This window comes from Pseudomonas sp. ENNP23, assembly GCF_001728945.1.
GTDB lineage: Bacteria > Pseudomonadota > Gammaproteobacteria > Pseudomonadales > Pseudomonadaceae > Metapseudomonas > Metapseudomonas otitidis.
This window is the reverse complement of sequence record NZ_LYSP01000004.1, coordinates 142,079-163,354: the sequence shown is the minus strand read 5'-3', so window position 1 is coordinate 163,354 and position 21,276 is coordinate 142,079. Positions and strand designations below refer to the sequence as shown.

General features: G+C 66.3%; 26 protein-coding genes. 13 read left to right on the top strand and 13 right to left on the bottom strand.

Annotated elements, in window-relative coordinates:
- Positions 1-501 precede the first annotated feature (501 nt).
- On the top strand, positions 502-840 hold the full coding sequence (locus A9G05_RS04055) for a tryptophan synthase subunit beta (protein ID WP_069559749.1): 339 nt from the start codon (positions 502-504) through the stop codon (positions 838-840).
- A gap of 10 nt (positions 841-850) precedes the next feature.
- Here the strand turns inward: A9G05_RS04055 and A9G05_RS04050 are convergent, their stop codons facing one another.
- The 3 genes from A9G05_RS04050 to A9G05_RS04040 all read right to left on the bottom strand — a co-directional run bounded on the left by A9G05_RS04050 (position 851) and on the right by A9G05_RS04040 (position 2,826).
- Positions 851-1,345: a SprT family zinc-dependent metalloprotease gene (locus A9G05_RS04050; protein WP_069559748.1), complete on the bottom strand. Its 495-nt coding sequence runs from the start codon at positions 1,343-1,345 to the stop codon at positions 851-853.
- Positions 1,346-1,479: 134 nt separating this feature from the next.
- Positions 1,480-2,079, bottom strand: coding sequence for a Yip1 family protein (locus A9G05_RS04045; RefSeq protein WP_069559793.1), 600 nt, complete (start codon positions 2,077-2,079; stop codon positions 1,480-1,482).
- 153 nt (positions 2,080-2,232) lie between these two features.
- On the bottom strand, positions 2,233-2,826 hold the full coding sequence (locus tag A9G05_RS04040) for a DNA-J related domain-containing protein (RefSeq protein ID WP_069559747.1): 594 nt from the start codon (positions 2,824-2,826) through the stop codon (positions 2,233-2,235).
- Between the two features lie 143 nt (positions 2,827-2,969).
- On the opposite strand from A9G05_RS04040, the gene ttcA reads away from it, so the two are divergent.
- The 8 genes from ttcA to A9G05_RS04000 all read left to right on the top strand — a co-directional run bounded on the left by ttcA (position 2,970) and on the right by A9G05_RS04000 (position 8,443).
- Positions 2,970-3,794, top strand: a complete 825-nt coding sequence (gene ttcA / locus A9G05_RS04035; RefSeq protein WP_069559746.1) for a tRNA 2-thiocytidine(32) synthetase TtcA — start codon at positions 2,970-2,972, stop codon at positions 3,792-3,794.
- Positions 3,795-3,807: 13 nt separating this feature from the next.
- Positions 3,808-4,479 (top strand): DNA-3-methyladenine glycosylase I, encoded by a 672-nt coding sequence (locus tag A9G05_RS04030; protein ID WP_069559745.1) that lies wholly within the window; start codon positions 3,808-3,810, stop codon positions 4,477-4,479.
- A 30-nt stretch (positions 4,480-4,509) separates the two neighbouring features.
- Positions 4,510-5,283, top strand: a complete 774-nt coding sequence (locus tag A9G05_RS04025; protein ID WP_069559744.1) for an NAD-dependent deacylase — start codon at positions 4,510-4,512, stop codon at positions 5,281-5,283.
- Positions 5,284-5,348: 65 nt separating this feature from the next.
- Positions 5,349-5,942, top strand: coding sequence for a C40 family peptidase (locus A9G05_RS04020; RefSeq protein WP_069559743.1), 594 nt, complete (start codon positions 5,349-5,351; stop codon positions 5,940-5,942).
- Between the two features lie 166 nt (positions 5,943-6,108).
- Entirely contained in the window at positions 6,109-6,639 is a 531-nt protein-coding gene (locus tag A9G05_RS04015) for a C40 family peptidase (protein ID WP_069559742.1), read from the top strand.
- Positions 6,640-6,659: 20 nt separating this feature from the next.
- Complete coding sequence (locus tag A9G05_RS04010; protein ID WP_069559741.1) at positions 6,660-7,319, top strand: O-methyltransferase; 660 nt, start codon at positions 6,660-6,662, stop codon at positions 7,317-7,319.
- A gap of 3 nt (positions 7,320-7,322) precedes the next feature.
- Positions 7,323-7,643: a hypothetical protein gene (locus tag A9G05_RS04005; RefSeq protein ID WP_069559740.1), complete on the top strand. Its 321-nt coding sequence runs from the start codon at positions 7,323-7,325 to the stop codon at positions 7,641-7,643.
- 59 nt (positions 7,644-7,702) lie between these two features.
- Positions 7,703-8,443: an NAD-dependent deacylase gene (locus A9G05_RS04000; RefSeq protein WP_069559739.1), complete on the top strand. Its 741-nt coding sequence runs from the start codon at positions 7,703-7,705 to the stop codon at positions 8,441-8,443.
- Positions 8,444-8,488: 45 nt separating this feature from the next.
- Here the strand turns inward: A9G05_RS04000 and lpcA are convergent, their stop codons facing one another.
- The 7 genes from lpcA to minC form a co-directional block, all read right to left on the bottom strand.
- A complete protein-coding gene (gene lpcA, locus A9G05_RS03995; protein WP_069559738.1) occupies positions 8,489-9,076 on the bottom strand; it encodes a D-sedoheptulose 7-phosphate isomerase in 588 nt (195 codons plus the stop codon).
- An 11-nt stretch (positions 9,077-9,087) separates the two neighbouring features.
- Positions 9,088-10,377 carry a M18 family aminopeptidase gene (locus tag A9G05_RS03990; RefSeq protein ID WP_069559737.1) on the bottom strand — a complete coding sequence of 430 codons (1,290 nt, stop codon included), beginning with the start codon at positions 10,375-10,377 and terminating at the stop codon, positions 9,088-9,090.
- 122 nt (positions 10,378-10,499) lie between these two features.
- A complete protein-coding gene (locus A9G05_RS03985) occupies positions 10,500-11,081 on the bottom strand; it encodes a trans-aconitate 2-methyltransferase (protein WP_069559736.1) in 582 nt (193 codons plus the stop codon).
- Positions 11,082-11,186: 105 nt separating this feature from the next.
- Positions 11,187-11,822: an RluA family pseudouridine synthase gene (locus A9G05_RS03980; protein WP_044412544.1), complete on the bottom strand. Its 636-nt coding sequence runs from the start codon at positions 11,820-11,822 to the stop codon at positions 11,187-11,189.
- Positions 11,823-11,879: 57 nt separating this feature from the next.
- Positions 11,880-12,134 (bottom strand): cell division topological specificity factor MinE, encoded by a 255-nt coding sequence (gene minE / locus A9G05_RS03975; RefSeq protein WP_069559735.1) that lies wholly within the window; start codon positions 12,132-12,134, stop codon positions 11,880-11,882.
- Positions 12,131-12,946, bottom strand: a complete 816-nt coding sequence (gene minD, locus A9G05_RS03970; RefSeq protein WP_069559734.1) for a septum site-determining protein MinD — start codon at positions 12,944-12,946, stop codon at positions 12,131-12,133. Before minD ends, minE begins: the two co-directional genes overlap by 4 nt.
- Positions 12,947-13,047: 101 nt before the next feature.
- Positions 13,048-13,797, bottom strand: a complete 750-nt coding sequence (gene minC / locus A9G05_RS03965; RefSeq protein ID WP_069559733.1) for a septum site-determining protein MinC — start codon at positions 13,795-13,797, stop codon at positions 13,048-13,050.
- Between the two features lie 138 nt (positions 13,798-13,935).
- On the opposite strand from minC, the gene A9G05_RS03960 reads away from it, so the two are divergent.
- Both A9G05_RS03960 and A9G05_RS03955 read left to right on the top strand, forming a co-directional pair.
- Positions 13,936-14,856 carry a lipid A biosynthesis lauroyl acyltransferase gene (locus tag A9G05_RS03960; RefSeq protein WP_069559732.1) on the top strand — a complete coding sequence of 307 codons (921 nt, stop codon included), beginning with the start codon at positions 13,936-13,938 and terminating at the stop codon, positions 14,854-14,856.
- A gap of 39 nt (positions 14,857-14,895) precedes the next feature.
- Positions 14,896-16,086: a patatin-like phospholipase family protein gene (locus A9G05_RS03955; RefSeq protein WP_069559731.1), complete on the top strand. Its 1,191-nt coding sequence runs from the start codon at positions 14,896-14,898 to the stop codon at positions 16,084-16,086.
- 184 nt (positions 16,087-16,270) lie between these two features.
- Here the strand turns inward: A9G05_RS03955 and A9G05_RS03950 are convergent, their stop codons facing one another.
- The 3 genes from A9G05_RS03950 to A9G05_RS03940 all read right to left on the bottom strand — a co-directional run bounded on the left by A9G05_RS03950 (position 16,271) and on the right by A9G05_RS03940 (position 19,047).
- Positions 16,271-17,050 carry a VacJ family lipoprotein gene (locus A9G05_RS03950; RefSeq protein ID WP_069559730.1) on the bottom strand — a complete coding sequence of 260 codons (780 nt, stop codon included), beginning with the start codon at positions 17,048-17,050 and terminating at the stop codon, positions 16,271-16,273.
- Positions 17,043-18,341, bottom strand: a complete 1,299-nt coding sequence (locus tag A9G05_RS03945; RefSeq protein WP_069559729.1) for a serine/threonine protein kinase — start codon at positions 18,339-18,341, stop codon at positions 17,043-17,045. Before A9G05_RS03945 ends, A9G05_RS03950 begins: the two co-directional genes overlap by 8 nt.
- A 139-nt stretch (positions 18,342-18,480) precedes the next feature.
- Entirely contained in the window at positions 18,481-19,047 is a 567-nt protein-coding gene (locus A9G05_RS03940) for a hypothetical protein (RefSeq protein WP_177343734.1), read from the bottom strand.
- Positions 19,048-19,191: 144 nt separating this feature from the next.
- Between A9G05_RS03940 and A9G05_RS03935 the strand changes: the two genes are divergently transcribed.
- Positions 19,192-19,572: a hypothetical protein gene (locus A9G05_RS03935; RefSeq protein WP_069559727.1), complete on the top strand. Its 381-nt coding sequence runs from the start codon at positions 19,192-19,194 to the stop codon at positions 19,570-19,572.
- Positions 19,573-19,682: 110 nt separating this feature from the next.
- Positions 19,683-21,170, top strand: coding sequence for a polyphosphate:AMP phosphotransferase (gene pap / locus A9G05_RS03930; RefSeq protein WP_069559726.1), 1,488 nt, complete (start codon positions 19,683-19,685; stop codon positions 21,168-21,170).
- Positions 21,171-21,276: the final 106 nt, after the last annotated feature.

Below are 21,276 nucleotides of genomic sequence, written 5' to 3'. Positions count from 1 at the left end.
AAGCGCACACTGGACTCTTTTGGGGGCCGTGAAAGTGGGGCAGGGACACTGCCCCTTCAGGAGGCCGAGCGGAATCGTCGTGAAACGCAGCGAAGCGGAGTAAGAGCCGAAGGCTGGCCCGAAGGGCGAGCGAAGCGAGTCAAGGGGGTGAGCGACATGGATGTCGCGAGAGCGCTGTCGGGCCAAGGATGGCCCGTCGAGTGGGCGGCACCCCGCCGTACCCCTGGAGCGACGATGTAGCGAGGGAACCCGACGCAGTCGGGTGGGGACGCCTAGTTCGTATGCAGGGGCAAGTTTTTTGGTTCCTTTTCACCGGGCTGGCGATCCAGCGATTGGAAAAGGGACTCGCCCGGGAGGGCGAAACGAAAAATACCCGCAGAACTCGGTAATCAGCTTGGCCCTGAACACATCAGTGATTCGGTATTGGATGCCCCTGCAACGTCCGAGGTCGCAATGCCGCATGGCGGCGGATATCACTTCCATGACCTGAGGGTGAAGTCGATGGTCTACGTACAACGAGACGAACGGGGCCGGGTGCTGCGGGTGGAGCACGAGGCCTTCCCGGGGATGACCCACCGGGTGCCGGAAGCCGACCCGGAGGTGCGCAGTTGGCTGGCGAGCCGCTCGCTGCACGAGCATCTGCTGTCACTGCAGCATTCGGACCTGGAGCTTGTACGGGTCATCGAGGACCTGGTGAACGTGCTGGTGGACCGTGGGGTGATGCGTTTCACCGATCTGCCCGAGGCCGCGCGCAACAAGCTGCAGCACCGGGCCAGTACCCGGGCGCAGGTGGAGGGGCTGTCGGGGCTGGTGCCGGATGATGGGGCGTTGCCGTATTGAGGGCAGCGGTCTATTCCTGCCGCTGCTCCCCGCTGAAGCGCAGGGTGGCCCGGCAGCGCCGGCAGAAGTAGCGGCGCCCTCTGCCGACCAGGGCGTGGCGCTGGGGCGAGAAGGGGAATTCGCCGTCGGGGCAGGCGCACAGGTAGATGAAGCGGTTCACCGTGCGGCGCTGCACGTCGTAGCTGTGGCAGCGGTTGGGCGGCAGTTCGTAGACGCCACGCATGATCAGTTGCCATTCCTCGCCATGGGGCTGGATGCGCGGGCCGAACAATTGATGGGCGACCAGATGGGCGACTTCGTGGGCGACGGTCTGGCGCAGGAAGTCTTCGCGGTTCTCCCGGTACAGCTGCAGGTTGAAGCGCAGGCGGTTTTCGGTCAGGTGGGCAACACCGGCCTTCTGGCCGCGCAGCTTGAAGCTGACCTCGGGGCGGGGGAACGGGCGTTGGAAGAAGGCTTCTGCCTGCTGGTAGCAGGCTTCGACGCGGGCGTGTAACTGCTCGGGCATAAGGGGCACTCCAGAGTGCGGCGATTATGCCCAAAGCGGTGGACGCCTGCTGCGTTCTCCTGCCGAGTGGCGGGTGTGCCGGGAGGCGAAAACAGAAGGGCCACCTTGCGGTGGCCCTGGTCGGGGTGGACGGGTCAGCGAATGTAGACCGGGCCGACGCCCATGCCCCAGAAGATGACAGAGGCAGCAATCATGGCCACCAGCACCACCAGGCCTACCGCCAGCACGGAGCTGGAGAAGAGGAAGCCTTCGTCCTTGGGGATGTTCATGAAGGTCGGTATGCCCACGTACAGCAGGTACACCGTGTAGCAGATGGCAGCAGTGCCGATGACCATGCCCAGCCACAGGTGTGGGTAGAGCGCGGCCAGGCCACCGATGAACAACGGGGTGGCGGTGTAGGCGGCGAACACGATGCACTCGGTGAGGGTGGGCGAGGCGTCGTAGGTGCGCGCCATCCAGTGGATGAAGGCGCCCATGACGGCGACGCCGACGAGCATGGCCAGGTAGGACAGCACCGTCATCTGCAGGGCGCTGGCGGGTGTGAGCAGTACAGGGTCGCCGTCGCCGATCGCCCAGCCGACCTGGGTGGTGCCGATGTAGGCGGAGACTGCAGGGATGGCGGCGAGGATCAGGATGTGGGTGAGGTACATGTGACTGATGCTTTCTTCTTCGCCACGAATGTCCTGCCATTCCTGATCGGGATGGGTGAAGAGCCCCCAGACGTGATGGATCATGCTGAACACCTCCTCTCTTTTTATGAGACCGCCCCCTGTTCGGGGCGCGGGGTGCGGGCCTGCCAGTGGGCTGGGCCTGCGACCTTGTGTCGCAGTATAGGGCAGGCTGGAGGCCCCGCTGCTCGGGGCTTTAGAGCAAATCGCGCTTAACCCTCAGTGGTAATAGCGTTGCAATATTTCCATCGCTTTGTTGATCGACTGCAGGCGGCTGGTGCTGCCACCCCGGTCGGGGTGGTGCAGGCTGACCAGTTGCCGGTAGCGGCGGCGGATCACGGCGAGGTCCAGCGGGGCCTCGGTGTCCAGCTCGAACAGCTCCAGGGCGGCGCGCTTCTCTTCGCCGCCCTGCATGCGCGTCCAGAAGCTGGCCAGCAGGCGGTCGACGTCGCGCTCGGTGGTGTCGCGCAACTGGTTCATGTCCAGGTAGTAGGCGCGCAGCGGGTCGGACGCCTCCAGGGCGGCTTCGCCGGCCTGGTAGGGCAGCAGCTGGATGTGCAGGGCGCCTATGGCCAGCCAGCCGCTGCGTTCGGCCAGCAGGCGGTCGCGCAGGCGGTAGAGGGCGTTGAACAGCAGGAAGTGGGTGCGGAACAGCACCAGGTGGTCGTTCAGGCCGAGCTGGGGGATGTGGGTGCTGTGGCCGGCCTTGAGCCGCTTGATCAGCTCGAATTCGCCGAGGCCGTCGGGGGCGGCACGCAGCAGGTCGAGCACCTGGTCGGCGAGGTCCTGGTTGGGGTCGAGGTCGTGATTCATCGGGCGAGCCTAGCAGGTTGCACTGCACTCGGAATGCGATGGGGGCCGCAAGTGGTCGCCCGGGCTCTGGAGGGGCTGGGGCGGCGCGTGCTTTGTGCGTAAAATGGCCAGCTTTTCGCATCGCACCCGGACTCCAGAGCACCATGGGCACCCTTTCGGTCAACCAGAACAAGCTGCAGAAACGCATCCGCCGCCAGGCCGGCGAGGCCATCGCCGACTTCAACATGATCGAGGACGGCGACAAGGTGATGGTCTGCCTGTCCGGCGGCAAGGACAGCTACACCATGCTGGACGTGCTGCTGTACCTGCAGAAGGTCGCGCCGATCAAGTTCGAGATCGTCGCCGTGAACATGGACCAGAAGCAGCCGGGCTTTCCCGAGCACGTGCTGCCGCAGTACCTGGAGTCCATCGGCGTGCCGTACCACATCATCGAGAAGGACACCTACTCGGTGGTGAAGGAGAAGATCCCGGAGGGCAAGACCACCTGCTCGCTGTGCTCGCGCCTGCGCCGGGGCACTCTTTATACGTACGCCGATGAGATCGGGGCGACCAAGATGGCGCTGGGGCACCACCGCGACGACATCCTGGAGACCTTCTTCCTCAACATGTTCTATGGCGGCACCCTGAAGGCGATGCCGCCGAAGCTGCTGGCCGACGACGGACGCAACGTGGTGATCCGCCCGCTGGCCTACTGCAACGAGGCGGACATCGAGGCCTACTCGCGGCTGAAGGCGTTCCCGATCATCCCGTGCAACCTGTGCGGCTCCCAGGAGAACCTGCAGCGCCAGGTGGTGAAGGAGATGCTCAACGAGTGGGAGCGCAAGTCGCCGGGGCGTACCGAGATCATGTTCCGCGCCCTGCAGAACGTGGTGCCGTCGCAACTGGCGGACCGCAACCTGTTCGATTTCGTCAACCTGCGCATCGACGAGACCGCCACGCCCCGTACCCTCGACCTGGTGAACCTCTGAGCGGAGCGCCTGCATGCGTGACTATCGCTGGCTGCACGCGTACTGCCTGAACCGCTTCGGCTCGGCCGAAGCGCTGGAGGCGCGCCTGCCGCAGCCCCGCTCCGACGCGGAGCTGCGCTCGATCCCCGATGACCGCTACCTGTCGCTGCTGGCTCTGCGGGTGTTCCGTGCCGGGCTCAAGCACAGCCTGGTGGATGCCAAGTGGCCGGCGTTCGAAGAGGTGTTCTTCGGCTTCGATCCGCAGAAGGTGGTGCTGATGAGCGCCGAGCACCTGGAGCGGTTGATGCAGGACACCCGGCTGATCCGCCACCTGGGCAAGCTCAAGAGCGTGCCGCGCAATGCCCAGTTCGTGCTGGACGTGGTGCGGGAGAAGGGCAGCTTCGGGGCGCTGATCGCCGACTGGCCGGTGACCGATGTGGTCGGCCTGTGGAAGTACCTGGCCAAGCACGGCAATCAGCTCGGCGGGTTGTCGGCGCCGCGCTTCCTGCGGATGGCCGGCAAGGACACCTTCATCCCCACCGACGACATGGTGGCGGCGCTGAAGGCCCAGGGTGTGATCGACAAGGCCCCCACCAGCCAGAAAGACCTGGCCCTGGTGCAGGCAGCGTTCAACCGCTGGCACGAGGAGAGCGGCCGGCCGCTGTGCCAGCTCTCGGTGATGCTGGCGCATACCGTCAACCATTGATCGAGGCCGCAAGGCCAGGGAGTGCAGCCGATGGACCTGAGCAGCCGAATCCGCCGCGTCGCCGAGGCTCTGTCGCGGGCCGAGCGCATCCTGGTGATCACGGGGGCGGGCCTTTCGGCCGACTCCGGCCTGCCGACCTACCGCGGGCTGGGCGGGCTCTACAACGGCGTGACGGAGGAGGGCATTCCGATCGAGGAGGCCATCTCCGGGCCGATGCTGCAGCGCGACCCGGCGCTGTGCTGGAAGTACCTCGCCCTGCTGGGGCGCGCCTGCCTGGCGGCCCGCCCCAATGGAGGGCACCGGGCCATCGCCCGCTTGCAGGCGCTCAAGCGCCAATGCTGGGTGCTGACCCAGAACATCGATGGTTATCACCGCCAGGCGGGGTCACCGGCGGAGCGGCTGATCGAGATCCATGGGGAGATGGCGCCGCTGTTCTGCCAGTCCTGCGGCCGGGAGAGTGACCATGTGTCGCAGTACCTGGAACGGGAATTGCCTCCCCGTTGCGACGGGTGCGGTGGTATCCTCCGCCCCCCTGTCGTGCTGTTCGGCGAAATGCTGCCGGAACAGGCGGTCGACACCCTCTACGCGCAACTGCGCCAGGGCTTCGATGCGGTGCTTGCAGTCGGCACCACGGCTGGCTTTCCGTACATTTCCGAGCCCGTCCTGCGCACTCGCCAGCAAGGCGGCTTCACGGCGGAGATCAACCCCGCCGTCACCGATCTCTCCCCCGTTGTGCAGGTGCATCTCAAGGGTCGCGCATTAGATGTCCTTGAAGAACTCCTGAGTCACATTTCGATCGATTAAATTTGCAAATCAGATTGATAGAGGGCATAGTCGCGCCTTCTTCAAAAATCGACACGGTCGTGCCCATGCTCAAGCGCTTCGCACCCCTCGTGCCCCTCGCATTCGCTGTATTGCTGACCGCCTGCGCCGGTGTTTCGCCCAAGCCGCAATCGGTCGCCATCCAGGAGCCCCAGGTCGAAGAACCGACCGCCCAGGAACTGGCAGATTTCACTGACGATGAGCCCTACGAGCTGCCGTCGCTGGCCGATGGCCTGCTGGAACGTGGCTTCGAACTGATCGGTACGCCCTACCGTTTCGGTGGCCGCTCCGAGAAGACCGGTTTCGATTGCAGCGGCTTCGTCGGCTTCCTGTTCAAGGAAGAGGCGGGCATTCAACTGCCGCGCTCCACCCGCGAAATGATCAACCTCGACGCCCCGCTGGTTTCCCGCAACGAGCTGAAGCCTGGCGATATCGTCTTCTTCAACAACCGTGGCCGTGGCCGCGTCAGCCATACCGGCATCTACATCGGCGACGACCAGTTCATCCATTCCTCCAGTCACCGCAGCGGCGGTGTGCGTGTGGACAGCCTGGATGATCGCTACTGGAGCGCCAGCTACATGGAAGCCAAGCGCGTACTCGCCCAGGCTTCTCCGCAGCCGACCCACCCGCTGCACCGCTGATCGATCTGCTTCACCCTGACGGCCCGGACATTGTCCGGGCCGTTTCGTTTGGGGCGTTCTGGTGCCGGTCGTCGCTGGGGTTGCGCTGAACGATGGCTTTTTGCTTGCATTATTTGAACTGGATCAGCACATTAGCGTGCAAACCTCAAGTCAGGACTGACTTGCCATGCGCGCCTTCCTCCGTTTTTCCCTCATCGCCCTGGCTGCCACCCTCGCTGCCTGTTCCGGCCACGCCCCGACTCCCGAGCCCGTCTACACTCCGCCCGTCTTCAGCAATGCCCAGGTTTCGCCCGAAGCCGAGGACGTGCTGTTCCGCGCGCTGGGCCTGGTGGGCACGCCCTACCGCTACGGCGGTAACACCCCTGACAGCGGTTTCGATTGCAGCGGCCTGATCGGTTACGTGTACCGCGATGCCGCTGGCATCCAGTTGCCGCGTTCGACCCGTGAACTGATCGCCATGCGGGCGCCCAACGTGGGGCAGGATGCGTTGCAGAGCGGTGACCTGGTGTTCTTCGCCACCAACGGCGGTGGCCAGGTCAGCCATGCCGGCATCTACGTCGGCGAAGGGCGCTTCGTCCACGCGCCGTCGAGCGGCGGAACGGTGCGCCTGGACAGCCTGTCCAACCGCTACTGGCAGAAGAGTTACCTCAATGCCAAGCGTGTGCTGGCGGAGCCGAGGCTGGCGCGCACTCTCTGACGGCTAACTGCGGTCCCGCCATGACCAACCGAACCCTGACCCTCGACGACGCCCTCCACCGTTACCTCCTCGATGTCAGTCTGCGCGAGTCGCCCCTGCTGGAGCGCCTGCGTGCCGAAACGGCTGCCCTGCCGACGGCCAACTGGCAGATCGCCCCCGAGCAGGGGCAGTTCATGGCGTTGCTGGTGCGGCTCTTGGGCGCGCGGCGTGTTCTCGAGGTCGGCACCTACACCGGCTACAGCGCGCTGGTCATGGCTGAGGCGCTGCCCGAGGACGGTCTTGTGGTCTGCCTGGACCGGGCGGGGAATTACCACACCATTGCCCGGCGCTACTGGCGCGAGGCCGGTGTCGACGCGCGCATCCAGCTACGCACCGGCGAAGCCCTGACCTGCCTGGAGGCACTCGAACAGGAAGGGGGTGAGGCGTTCGACCTGGTCTTCATCGACGCCGACAAGGCCAACTACCCGCGCTACCTGGAGCACGCCCTGCGCCTGGTGCGCCGCGGCGGGCTGGTGCTGTTCGACAACGTGCTGTGGAGCGGCCGGGTGCTGCAGGCCGAGCCTGACAGTGATGACACCCGTGGCATCCAGGCGCTCAACCGCGCCCTGCGGGACGACCCGCGGGTGGAGATCAGCCTGCTGCCTCTGGGCGACGGCCTGACCCTGTGCCGCAAGTGCTGAGCCATGGCCGAGGTCATCCGCCTGCCGCCCCAGCCCGACGCCTGTGAACTCTGCCGGCGTGCCACGCTGCTGACCCGCCACCACCTCATTCCCAAGGCCCTGCACGACAAGCCCTACGTGCGCAAGCGCTTCGACCGCAGCGAGCGCATCACCGCGACCCTCTGGGTCTGCCGGCCCTGCCACAACCAGATTCACCGGCTGTTCACCGAGAAGGAGCTGGCGCTCACCTACAACACCCGCGAGGCACTGATGACCCATGCGGACCTGCGCACCTTCGTCGATTGGCTGGCCACCAAGCCTCCGGGGTTCTCGCCGCGTCACTGACGCCGTTTTTTGGTCTGACCGAAGCGGGCACAATGGCGCTTTTGAGCGAGGTGCGCGGAATGCAGCCGATCCCCGCCGAACTGACCCAACGCCTTGCCCGCAGCCAGCGCCTGGTGATCTTCACCGGAGCCGGGGTGTCTGCCGAGAGCGGGATACCTACCTTCCGTGAGGCTCAGACCGGTCTCTGGGCGCGCTACAACCCCGAGCAACTGGCCAGCCCTGATGGCTTCCGCGCGGACCCGCAACGGGTCTGGGACTGGTACGCCTGGCGCCGGGAGCGCTGCCTGGAGGCGCAGCCCAACCCCGCTCACCGGGCCATCGCCGCTCTGCAGTTGCGCCTGCCAGGCACGGTGCTGATCACTCAGAATGTCGATGGCTTGCATGACCGGGCCGGCAGCGCGGAATTGCTGGAGCTGCACGGCAACATCCACCAGTTGCACTGCTTCCGCTGTGGAGCCAAGGGCGGCGAATGGCCGGAGGAGGTGGGGCCTGTGCCGCATTGCGCGTGCGGCGGGCTGTTGCGCCCGTCCGTGGTGTGGTTCGGCGAGAACCTGCCGGCGCCCGTGCTGGCCAGGGCGGCGCAGGCCAGCGAGGCGGCCGACCTGTTCCTCAGCATCGGCACCTCCAGCCTGGTCTACCCGGCAGCGGAGCTGCCCTACCTGGCCCGGCACCAGGGTGCCTACCTGGTGGAGATCAACCTGCAGCCGACGCCGCTCAGCGCCCACGCCGACCTGTGCCTGCACGGCCCGGCGGGCGAGGTGCTGCCGGCCTTGCTGGCGAGCCTCGATCGGCTGGAATAGGGAAGGGCGCACCGCTGCGGCCGATGCCGCAACGGCGCGAGAGGGTCAGGTGTAGTTCTGCGGAGCCAGTTTGCGTTCGACCAGCTCGATGAGGATGTGCACCACCTTGATGTGCAGCTCCTGCACGCGGTCGGCGAAGTCGCCGCCCGGCGCGCAGACGCACACGTCCGCCAGGGCTTCCAGTTGCGAGCCGGGCTTGCCGGTCAGGGCGATGACCTTCACGCCCAGTGCCTTGGCGGCTTCGGCGGCCTTGATCACGTTCGGGCTGCGGCCGCTGGTGCTGAAGGCCAGCAGCACGTCGCCTTCGCGGCCGTGGGACTCGATGTAGCGGGAGAAGATGTGGTCGTAGCCGAAGTCATTGGCGACGCAGCTGATGTGGCTGGCGTCGCTGATGGAGATGGCGGCGATCCCCGGGCGGTTCTTGCGGTAGCGCCCGGTCAGCTCCTCGGCGAAGTGCATGGCGTCGCACATCGAACCGCCGTTGCCGCAGGAGAACGCCTTGCCCTTGTTCTCGAAGCTGGCGACCAGCAGGTCGGCAGCCCGTTCGATGTTGCGCAGGGTCGCTTCGTTGTCGATGAAGGCGTCCAGGGCGCGCCTGGCTTCCTCCAGGCTGTTGCGGATGTGGCTCAGCATGGTGACTCCCTTCAAGGCAGATCGTGGCTGGAGTAGAACGCGGACAGCACCTTCACCAGGTGTGCCAGGTCATGGCTGCCGGCCAGTTCGCGGATGGAGTGCATGGCGAAGGTGGGCAGGCCGATGTCCACGGTGCGCACGCCCAACTGGCTGGCGGTGATCGGGCCGATGGTGGAGCCGCAGCCCATGTCGCTGCGGGTGACGAAGCTCTGCACCGGCACTTCGTTCTCCAGGCACAGGTGGCGGAAGAACCCGGCGGTCTCGCTGTTGGTGGCGTAGCGCTGGTTGCTGTTGATCTTGATCACCGGGCCGGCGTTGAGCTTGGGCCCGTGGTTGCCGTCGTGCTTGTCGGCGTAGTTGGGGTGCACGCCGTGGGCGTTGTCGGCAGAAACCAGCAGCGAGCGCTGGATCACCCGGGCGAAGGTGTCGCCTTCGGGCAGCAGGCGGCGCAGCACCTGCTCCAGGAAGGGGCCGTCGGCGCCGCAGGCGGAGCAGGAGCCCACTTCCTCGTGGTCGGTGCAGACCAGCACGCAACTTTCGTCGCCCTCGGCGGCCAGCAGTGCCTGCAGGCCGGCGTAGCAGGAGAGCAGGTTGTCCAGGCGGGCGCCGGCGATGAAGTCACCGCCCAGGCCGATCACGGCGGCGTCCTGGGTGTCGTAGAAGCTCAGCTCGTAGTCGAGGACGGCGTCGGCGGTGACGCCGTGTTCCAGGGTCAATTGCTCGGCCAGCAGGTCGCGGAATTCGCGGGTCTCGCCGGTGGCCAACTGGGCCAGGATCGGCGGCAGCTCGGTCTGTGGGTTGATCGCCCAGCCCTGGTTGGCCTCGCGGTTGAGGTGGATGGCCAGGTTGGGGATGACGGCGATGGGGGCCTGGAAGTCCACCAACTGGCTTTCCACGCGCCCGGCGGAGCGGTAGGTGACACGGCCGGCGATGGACAGGTCGCGGTCGAACCACGGCGCCAGCAGGGCGCCGCCGTAGACTTCCACGCCCAGTTGCCAGAAGCCCTGGCGGTGCAGTTCGGGATTGGGCTTGATGCGCAGGCACGGGCTGTCGGTGTGGGCACCGACCAGGCGCAGGCCGCCTTCGAGGGGCGCGCGCTTGCCGAGGCGTACGGCGATCAGCGAGGAGTCGTTGCGGGTGACGTAGTAGCGACCACCGGCTTCGGCACGCCAGGCTTCGCGCTCATCCAGATGCACGTAGCCGGCGGCTTCCAGGCGCTTGGCCAGGCTGCGGGTGGCATGGAAAGGGGTAGGCGAGGCCTTGAGGAAATCGATCAGGCCCTGGTTCAACTCTTCGCGCATAAAACACTCCAGGCGGCAGTGGGCCGGAGTTTATCCCATCGGGCTCGATGATTAGGAGGCGCAGACCAGTGAATTCTCACTAATGCGGCGATAGTGCCGGCCCGGCAACTGCCTGGGCGTACTCAGGGATGCCGGGCGACCACCGAGAACAGGTGCCAGCGCTTGGTGATGCCGCGGGCGGTGGTGCCTTCACGGTCGATCACCTCGAAGTGCAGCATGTCCCAGCCGGCGAACAGGGCGAGCACTTCCTTTTCGCTGAGGATAGTCAAGTCGGGGCCGGCCCAGTCGTCACGCTCGCCGAACAGGTTGCCGCAGAAGATGCCGCCGCCTGCCAGGGCATCGTCGATGCGTTGCCACAGGGCCGGGAAGTCCGCCGGGGGGCAGAAGGGCAGGGCGAAGGCGCTGTTGACGATGTCGGCGGCTGGCAGCTCGCTGTCCTCGAAGCGGGCGCAGTGTGCCTGCAGGCGTGGCAGTTGCTCGGGCGGTACCTGGCTGAGCAGTCGTTCAATGGCTTCGGGTTCATGGTCGATGGCCACCACCTCCCAGCCACGGCGGAGCATTTCCAGGGTGTCGCGGCCGACCCCGCAGCCGAGGTCGATGCCACGGGTGCCAGGGTGGCCGAGGGCTTCGATGGCCATCAGCAGCGCCGGCCAGGGCGGGGCGCCCTGGGTGGCGTTGTAGTAGGTGGTCTTGGGCAAGGTCACAGCTCCTGTGTCGGCGATGCACTGACAGGGGGCGCTATGGTGCCACGACCGGGTGGGGGCGGAGCCATGCCGGAGCGCAACGCCCTGTAGGCGGTGTCGCTCGGCTCAAAACGGCGCGGGGCACTCGAAGCGCAGGCGTTCGCCGCTCACCGGGTGGGTGAAGGCGAGCATGCTGGCGTGCAGGCACAGTCGTTCGTGGGCGGCCAGGGCTTCGTCGTGGGCGTACAGGCGGTCGCCCAGCAGCGGATGACCGATGGCGAGCATGTGCACACGCAATTGGTGGGAGCGGCCGGTCACCGGGGTCAGTTCGACGCGGCAGTGGTTGCCGCAGCGCTCCAGCACGCGCCAGAAGGTCAGGGCGTGGCGGCCCTGTTCGTGGTCCACCACATGGCGTGGTTTGGTCGGCGGGTCGTAGCGCAGGGGCAGTTCGATGCGCCCGCTGTCCTGCTCCGGCTGGCCCCAGCACAGGGCGGTGTAGGCTTTCTCGGTCTCGCGGTCGTGGAACTGGCGGGACAGCTCGCGGTGGCTGTCCGGGTCGCGGGCCAACAGGATGATGCCCGAGGTCTCCCAGTCCAGCCGGTGCACGATCAGCGCCTCCGGGTAGCCGTTCTGCTGCAGGCGGGTGATCAGGCAGTCCTTGTTGTCCTCGGCACGGCCGGGGACGGACAGAAGCAGCGTCGGTTTGTTGATGACCAGGAAGGCCGGGTCCTGGTGGAGTATCTGGATCTGCGAGAGGGGCATCTGGGGTACCGGAAATGACGACGGCGGCCGAGGCCGCCGTCCTTGCTCACCCGCCGATCAACGATCGGGGAGGGTGATGTTCAGCTCGAGGATGGAGCAGTTGCCCTGGTCCTCCAGCATGACCTGGACCTGGTCCTGGTCGATGTTGACGTATTTGCGGATCACCTCCACGAGCTCCTTCTGCAGGGCCGGCAGGTAGTCCGGCTGGCTGCGTTGGCCACGCTCGTGGGCCACGATGATCTGAAGTCGTTCTTTAGCGATCGAAGCGCTGTTCTGCTTCTTCCGCTCGCGAAAGAAGTCAAGAATGTTCATTCACGGCCTCCAAAAAGGCGTTGCAGGAATCCTTTCTTCTGCACATCGAGGAAGCGGTGAGGCAGTTCCTTTCCGAGCAGGCGGTCGACGGCATCGCTGTACGCCTGACCGGCGTCGCTCTGATCGTCGAGGATGACCGGAATGCCCTGGTTGGATGCCTTGAGCACCGCCTGGGATTCCGGGATGACGCCCAGCAGGCGGATGGCGAGGATTTCCTCGACGTCCTCCACGCCCAGCATTTCGCCCTTGGTGACGCGTTCGGGGTCGTAACGGGTGAGCAGCAGACGCTCCTTGATCGGCTCCTCGCCCTTCTCGGCGCGGCGGGACTTGCTGGCCAGCAGGCCGAGCATGCGATCGGAGTCGCGTACCGAGGAGACTTCGGGGTTGGTCACCACGATGGCTTCGTCGGCGTAGTACATGGCCAGGTGGGCGCCCTTCTCGATACCGGCGGGGGAGTCGCAGACCACGTATTCGAAGTTCTGTGCCAGCTCTTCGATGACCTTGCCGACGCCTTCGATGGTCAGGGCGTCCTTGTCACGGGTCTGGCTGGCGGCCAGCACGTAGAGGTTGTCGAGGCGCTTGTCCTTGATCAGGGCCTGGGTGAGGGACGCTTCGCCGTTGATGACGTTGACGAAGTCGTACACCACGCGGCGCTCGCAACCCATGATCAGGTCCAGGTTACGCAGGCCGACGTCGAAGTCGACGATGACGGTTTTGTGGCCACGCAGTGCGAGGCCGGTGCCGATGGCGGCGCTGGTGGTGGTTTTGCCGACGCCACCCTTGCCGGACGTGACAACGAGGATCTTGGCCAAGGTGATTCACCCCAAAGAAGTAGTAATGGCGGGTAGCCTGCAGGCCCGGGATCGGCCGTCCTGGCGCCCGTTCAGGTCCCTTAAAATCGCGGCAGTATCCGTTAAAGGCGGGTGATGTTCAACACATCCCCCGACAGGCTGACCTGCACGGAATGGCCCCATGACGGATCGCGGCGCAGGTCCTCCGCGACCTTGTACTGGCCGGCCACCGAAACCAGTTCGGCGGCCAGTTGCTGGCAGAAGATCCGCGCCTGGGTGTTGCCCTTGATGCCGGCCAGGGCGCGGCCTCGCATCGGGCCGTACACATGGATGTTGCCGTCGGCCAGAAGTTCCGCACCCGGGCTCACCGGGGCGAGCACCACCAGATCGCCACCGGGAGCGTAGACCTGCTGGCCGCCGCGCACCGGCGTGGTCACCAGCTTGGTGGGGCGGACCACCGGCTCCGGCGGCTTCTCGGGGGCCTTCTCTTCCTTTTTCACGGCGCCGGGCTCAACCGGGTCGATGGGGCGCTCGCGGGCGCCGGAGGGCGGCAGCACCGGCAGGTCCAGGGCATTGGCGGCCTCGACGTCCTGCTCGCGGCTGGCACGGATGGCCAGGGTGCGCAGGCCGTGGCGGCGGCAGATCTCCATCAGCGCTGGCAGGTCCAGCTCGCCTTCGCCCTCGGGCAGCTTGTCCAGGGCCATGACCAGCGGCGTGTTCTGGAAGAAGTTGGGGGCCTGGGCGACCTTGTCCGCGAGCTGGCGATCCAGCCGTTCGAGGTCGTTGTGTGCCAGTTCCATCACGGTGATGGCGAGCATGCTGCCCTTGAGTTGGAACACGGGGTCTTGGTCGAGGAGGTCAGCTTGGCTCATGGTCGTTCTGCGGGGTTCGGTGGGCAGGACTTATAGCGATATCGACCCGCCGTCGCAACCCGGATTCCGTGCCGGGGAGGCCGAGCGGCGGGCAATTCTGTAGAATGCCGGCCCTTGTCGATCTGCTTCGGAATCCCGATGGAACGTCCCCGTTTCCGTGCCGCCTTCCTGCACCCGCGTTTCTGGCCGCTGTGGCTGGGCCTTGGGCTGCTCTGGCTGCTCACCCAACTGCCTTATCCGGTGCTGGTGCGCCTCGGGCGTATTCTCGGGGGCTGGATGGGGCGGCTGGCCGGCTCGCGTCGGCGCATTGTCCGGCGCAACCTGGAGCTGTGCTTCCCGGCCATGACGGCGGAGGCTCGCGAGCGCTTGCTGCGGGAGAACTTCGCCTCCACCGGCATCGCCTTCTTCGAGATGGCCATGAGCTGGTGGTGGCCGGCCGCGCGCCTGCGTCGCCTGGCCCACATCGAAGGCCTGGAGCACCTGCAGCAGGCCCAGGCGCAAGGGCAGGGCGTGATCCTCATGGCCCTGCACTTCACCACCCTGGAGATCGGCGCGGCGCTGCTCGGCCAGGTGCACACCATTGACGGCATGTACCGCGAGCACAAGAACCCGCTGTTCGACTACATCCAGCGCCGGGGCCGCGAGCGCCACAACCTGGACGCCACCGCCATCGAGCGCGAGGACGTGCGCGCCATGCTCAAGGTGCTGCGTGCCGGTCGTGCCATCTGGTACGCGCCGGACCAGGACTACGGCGCCAAGCAGAGCCTGTTCGTGCCGCTGTTCGGTATCACCGCCGCCACCGTCACCGCCACCACCAAGTTCGCCCGCCTGGGCCGTGCCAAGGTGCTGCCCTTCACCCAGGAGCGGCTGGCCGATGGCTCGGGCTATCGCCTGGTGGTGCACCCGCCGCTGGCGGACTTCCCTGGTGAGAGCGAAGAGGCCGACTGCATCCGCATCAACCAGTGGATCGAGCAGGAGGTCAGCCGCCTGCCCGAGCAGTACCTGTGGGCGCACCGGCGCTTCAAGAGCCGGCCCGAGGGCGAGCCCAAGCTCTACTAGCGCTGGCCTACACTTGCGAGAAAAACAGCGGACCCCGCCATGACCTCGACCCCCGCCGCCACACCCGTCACAGGCCTGATCCTTTCCGGGGGCGGCGCCCGGGCGGCCTACCAGGTGGGGGTGCTGGCTGCCATCGCCGACCTGCTGCCGAATGCGGCGTGCAACCCCTTCCCGGTGATCGTCGGCACTTCCGCTGGCGCCATCAATGCCGTGGGCCTGGCCTGCGGTGCCCTGCATTTCAGCGAGGCGATCCGTCGCCTGACCGCCGTCTGGCAGGGCTTCGAGACGCACCAGGTGTATCGCAGCGACTGGCCCGGGGTGATGCGCCAGAGCCTGCGCTTCCTCGGCCACAGCCTGCTGGGCATGAACCGCCACTCGCCGGTGGCGCTGCTGGACAACGCCCCGTTGCGCACCCTGCTGGAGCGTGAGCTGGATTTCTCCGGCATCGCTGCGGCCATCCGCATGCGCCAACTGCGAGCCGTGGCGGTGACCGCCTTCGGCTACGAGACCGGCCAGGCCGTGACCTTCTATCAAGGCCGCGCCACCATCGACCCCTGGTTCCGCCACCGCCGTGGCGGTGTGCCGACCCGGCTGAGCGTCGAGCACCTGATGGCCAGCGCCGCGATCCCGCTGATCTTCCCGCCGGTCAAGCTCTATCGCGAGTACTACGGCGACGGTGCGGTGCGCCAGTCGGCGCCCATCAGCCCGGCGTTGCACCTGGGGGCCAGCCGGGTGTTGGTGGTGGGGGTGAGCGGCAATCCCAGGGAGGATGCCCGCGACAACGGCATGGCCCGTCTCGGCACCGGCAACCCGCCGAGCCTTGCGCAGATCGGTGGACACATGCTCAACAGCACCTTCATCGACAACCTGGAAAGCGACATCGAGCTGCTGGAACGCATCAACCAGCTCAGCCGCCTGATCCCCGACGAGGCCCATCGGCGCAGCCTGGGGATGAAGCCGGTGGAGGTGCTGGTGGTGTCGCCCAGTCGGCCGCTGGATGAAATTGCCGCCCGCCATCGACGCGAGCTGCCCCGCGCCATCCGCACCTTCCTACGCGGACCGGGCGCTACCAAGGCCAGTGGCGCCGGCGTGATCAGCTACCTGCTGTTCGAGGCCGGCTACTGCAATGAGCTGATCGAGCTGGGCTACCAGGACGCGATGGCGCAGAAGCTGGAATTGCAGGCATTCCTCGGCCTGGCCGAGGACGCCACGCTGCCCGAACCGGCCTAGCTGGCCGGAGCGTTGCGCAAGAAGCTGGCGACAGGCACTCATGGGAGCCTCCCTGGATAACGGATCGGGCGATGCTAATTCAGCGAATTGGATGGTGGGTGCGTGACTTTGCGTGGTTGCAATCGAAACAGCGGATGAGCAGCCGATGTACTCCCCGCCCGGTTGCCGGGCGGGGCCGACCCCGTCATTCGGCGATCTGCAGCTTGCGCGACTCGGTATAGACGTAGCGGATCTTCTCGTACTCGAACGGCGAGTTGAGCTGGCCGTAGCGGAAGCGGGTGGTGTAGCGCTTGTCGACGATGCGCAGGGCGGTGATTTCCGGGTGGTCGCTGCTCACCTGCGCCACGTTGAGGAAATTGATCTGGTTCTCCGCCGCGAAGTCCACCACCAGGCCGGTAGTGTCACGCAGGTTCGACGGCCCCAGCAGCGGCAGCATCAGGTAGGGGCCGGCGCCGACACCGTAGAAGCCCAGGGTCTGGCCGAAGTCCTCGCTCTGCTTGGGCAGGCCCATCATCGTGGCCGGGTCCCACAGGCCGACTACGCCGACGGTGGTGTTGAGCAGCAGCCGCCCGGTGATCTCCATGGAGCGCTGGCCCTTGAACTGCAGCAGGCTGTTGACCAGGTTGGGCACGTCGCCGAGGTTGCTGAAGAAGTTGCTCACGCCGCTGCGCACGAAGCGCGGCGTGACGTAGGTGTAGCCACGCACCACGGGCAGGAACACCCACTGATCGAAGCGGTAGTTGAAGTGGTAGACGCGGCGGTTCCAGGACTCCAGCGGGTCGTAGACCTCCAGGGCGTCGAAGGTCGAGCGCTCGAACTCGCGCTGGTCCAGGCCGGGGTTGAAGCGGAGCTGGCGCAATGGCTGGGTGAAGCCGTCCGGGTCGGCAACGGGCTCGGCCGGGGGGGCGGCGAATGCCGGCAGGCTGGCCAGCAGCAGGGCGGGCAGGAGTGCGTACTTAGCCACGGAAGAACTCCAGCATGGCGTCGCTGTTGACGCGGTAGTTGAGGTTGCCGCAGTGCCCGCCAAGGGGGTAGACGGTCAGACGGTCGCCGAAGGTGCGACGCAGGAAACCCAGGTCACCGGTGCCGAGGATCACGTCGTCGGCGTTGTGCATCACCGCGATCTTGCTGCTGCCCTTGAGGTAGTCCTCCAGGGCGTAGAGGCTCACCTGGTCGATCAGTTGGGTCAGGCTGCCGCCGTCGAAGCGCGCACGCCAGAAGGGGATCAGTTGTTCGGTGATGTAGCAGTCGAAGTCGCACAGCAGCGCGCCCTTGAAGTAAGGCGTCAGGCTCGTGCTTTCGGTGATGGGCATCTTCACCGGGGTGATCAGCCCGCGACGGTTGATCAGGTCCGAGGTGAAGGCGATGTCCGAGGCGGAGAAGCGGAACGAGGTGCCGATCAGCATCGCCATCTGTTCGTTGGAGAGCTTCTGCTTGGACTGCTGGAAGTCGTAGAGCATCGCGTCGTTGATGTCGATATAGCCGCGTTGCTGGAAATAGCGGGTCAGCTTGCCCAGCACCACTTCATAGAAGTTGGTGTTGGTGTCGATGCCCTTCACCCGGGTCTGCACCAGGCGGTCCAGGTTGGTGATGGAGGTGTAGAGGTTCACCGGCGGGTTGAGCAGCAGCACGCGCTTGAAGTTGAAGCTGCGCCGGGTCTCGTCCAGGTGGCTGACGAAGGCCGCCTCCAGGGCGCCCAAGCTGTAGCCGGTGAGGTAGAAGTCGGTGACCGGCAAGCGTGGGTGCTGCGCGCGCACGGCCTGCATCACCTGGTACAGGTCGTCGGCGTCCTCGGTGGAAAGGCCGGGGGTGGCGAAGCGCGAGGCGGCAGCCATGAAGTCGTAGCTGCTCGGCGAGGACAGTTGCACCACGTGGAAGCCGGCGCCGTAGAACAGCTTTTTCAGGTACTCGACCAGGGTGCTGGAGTAGTGCGCACCGGTGCCGGCGATGATGAACACCAGCGGCGCCGCGTGGTCCTGCTTGGCCAGGCGATAGCCCAGGGTGCGCACCGGCCAGAAGTTGTCCGGCAACTGGAACTCCCGCTCGGGGCGCAGCCTCAGCGAGTAGTCGGCCTGGTCGATGTCCTCGTTGTCCGGCAGCTTGGGGCGCAGCTCGGGCGGCGTGGTGGCGATGGTCGCCTCGAACGGATTGGTCAGCGGGTAGCCGTAGCTGGCCGCGTCGATGTCGGCCGCCCACAGCGGGGCACAGAAAAGCAGGCCGCCAAGCAGGGCGGCGATACGGCGGTTCAGGGCCATGTGGGTCGTTCTCGTGGCTGAAGCGTGGGGGCCGAGTGAAGTACGCAGGCTATGACAAGCGCAACCGCAGCAAAGTGCCGCAGCGAGTGGCAATCTGCCTGCCCTGACCCAGGCTGGCAAGAACCCAGCCGTGGGTGGCTCAGTCCAGGCGCTCGATGCGCTCCAGCCAGACCAGTTCGCAGGCGCCGTTGCCGGTGTCCTCGCGGGTCAGCGAGCTGACCCAGGTGAAGCCGTCGTCGCCGTCCACCCGCACCAGTTGCCCGCTGATGCGGATGCGCTGGCCGGGTGCCACGTCCGCCAGGTCGCGGGCGACCTGCGCCGTGGCCGGAATCATGTGCATGTTGGCGCTGTGAATCTCGATCTCCCGCCGGGGTATGGGGAAGCGCTCGGTGGACCAGCGGTACCAGCGGTTGCCCTGGGTAATGCGGATCTGTGCCAGCACCGCCGGGTCGGCCATCGGCCCCCAGCCCAGGGCCAGGTCGGTGGGGGAGAGGCGGGCACCGGTGTCGAAGCGGTAGTCCTCGCGACCGAGGATGCGCGCCTCCAGTTGGAAGGGCTGCAGCGGGGTGATGCGGTCCTGGCCCACACGCAGTTCCCCGGCGACGATATTGGCCGGTGGTGCGTGCGGGGTGGGGCGGACCATGCTGTAGAGCATCCAGGCCACGCCCAGCGCCGCGCAGAAGTAGACGAAGCGGGACAGGTTCATGGGGCGCAGTGTAGTGGCGAATCAGCGCCTTGGTAGCGAGGCGGGACCCGTCGCCCTGCCCCTCGTCACAATTGTGCGAAGCACCTTGCATAAGGCTTGCGGCGGTTTATCCTTGGCGCCGCTTTTCATCCACCGGAGAGAACCATGTCCCGCCGTTTCCCCTTCATTGCCCTGCTGGTGCTGTTCGCCCTCTGGTTGGCCGGCAGCTACGGGTTGCGCTATGCGCTGATGGAGGATGCCCAGTGGGTCGGGCTCTGCGTGGAAGATGCCCAGCGCTGGGAGTGCCAGTTGCGTGCCGGCCTGGGCCTGCTGATCCACCACCGGGTGATCGCCCTGGGTGCCCTGGCCCTGGCGCTGGTGGCCTTCTTCCTGCCCGGCCGCGCCGGCTGGCGCCTGGGTGTGCTGGGCATGCTGCTGGCCCTGCCGGCCATGGTGCTGTACAGCGCCAGCATCGGCGTGTTCGCCGTGGTGATCGCAGCCCTGCGGCTGGTGCGCCGTCCGCTGGGAACGCCAGCCACGGCCTGATGGCCCATGTCACTGGAAAGGGATGCCGAGGCATCCCTTTTTATTGACGCCGTTCTGTACGCGCTCACGCCGGTTCCGCTATTTTTTCCCGATCAACCAGGGAGAGACGCATGTTCGAATCTGCGGAAATCGGCCATTCCATCGACAAGGACACCTACGAGAAAGGTGTGCTGGAGCTTCGCGAGGCACTGCTGGAGGCGCAGTTCGAGCTGAAGCAGCAGGCACGCTTCCCGGTGGTCATCCTGATCAACGGCATCGAGGGGGCCGGCAAGGGTGAGACGGTCAAGCTGCTCAACGAGTGGATGGACCCGCGCCTGATCCATGTCGAGAGCTTCCTCACCCCCACCGATGAGGAGCTGGCGCGGCCGCCGCAGTGGCGCTTCTGGCGCAAGCTGCCGCCCAAGGGACAGATCGGCATCTTCTTCGGCAACTGGTACAGCCAGATGCTCCACGCCCGGGTGGAGGGCGACATCAAGGATGCCCGCTTCGACCAGGCCATCGACGGTGCCGAACGCTTCGAGCGGATGCTCTGCGACGAGGGCGCGCTGATCTTCAAGTTCTGGTTCCACCTCTCCAAGAAGCAGCTCAAGCAGCGCCTCGCGACCCTGGAAAGCGACCCCCAGCGCAGTTGGCAGCTCAACCCGCTGGACTGGAAGCAGAGCGAGACCTACGAGCGCTTCGTGCGCTTCGGTGAGCGCATGCTGCGTCGCACCAGCCGCGACTACGCGCCCTGGTACGTGATCGAAGGAGTGGACGAGCAATACCGCAGCCTCAGCGTCGGCCGCATCCTGCTGGAGGGCCTGCAGGCAGCGCTCAAGCGCAAGGACCGTCCCCAGCCACAACCCCATGCCGCACCGCTGATCGCCAGCCTGGACAACCGCAGCCTGTTGGACGCCCTTGACCTCGGCCTGTCCCTGGACAAGGGCGAGTACCACGAACAGTTGGCGCTGGAGCAGGCACGCCTGGCCAAGCTGATGTGGGACAAGCGCTTCCGCAGCCATGCTTTGATGGCGGTGTTCGAGGGCAACGACGCCGCCGGCAAGGGCGGGGCGATCCGCCGTGTCACCGGCGCCCTCGACCCGCGCCAGTACCGTACCGTACCCATCGCCGCACCCACCGAGGAGGAGCGCGCGCAGCCCTACCTGTGGCGTTTCTGGCGGCATGTGCCGCCGCGTCGGCAGTTCACCATCTTCGACCGCTCCTGGTACGGCCGGGTGCTGGTGGAGCGGGTCGAGGGGTTCTGCAGCCAGGCCGACTGGCTGCGGGCCTACAGCGAGATCAACGACTTCGAGGAGCAACTGCACAACCACGGCATCGTGGTGGTGAAGTTCTGGCTGGCCATCGACAAGGACGAGCAGATGAAGCGCTTCAAGGAGCGCGAGCAGACCCCGTTCAAGCGCTACAAGATCACCGAGGAAGACTGGCGCAACCGCGACAAGTGGGACCAGTACGTCAGCGCGGTGGGCGACATGGTGGACCGCACCAGCACCGAGATCGCGCCCTGGACGCTGGTGGAGGCCAACGACAAGCGCTTTGCCCGGGTGAAAGTGCTGCGCACCATCAATGACGCCCTGGAGGCCGCTTTCCGCACGTCCTGAACCATGGGCGCGCATACGCCGGGTGAATGATCGTCGCGGGCGAGGATAGTCGGCATCTATCCTCGCCCTCATCGTCAATGGACCCCGTCCTCCAATCGACAAGAAA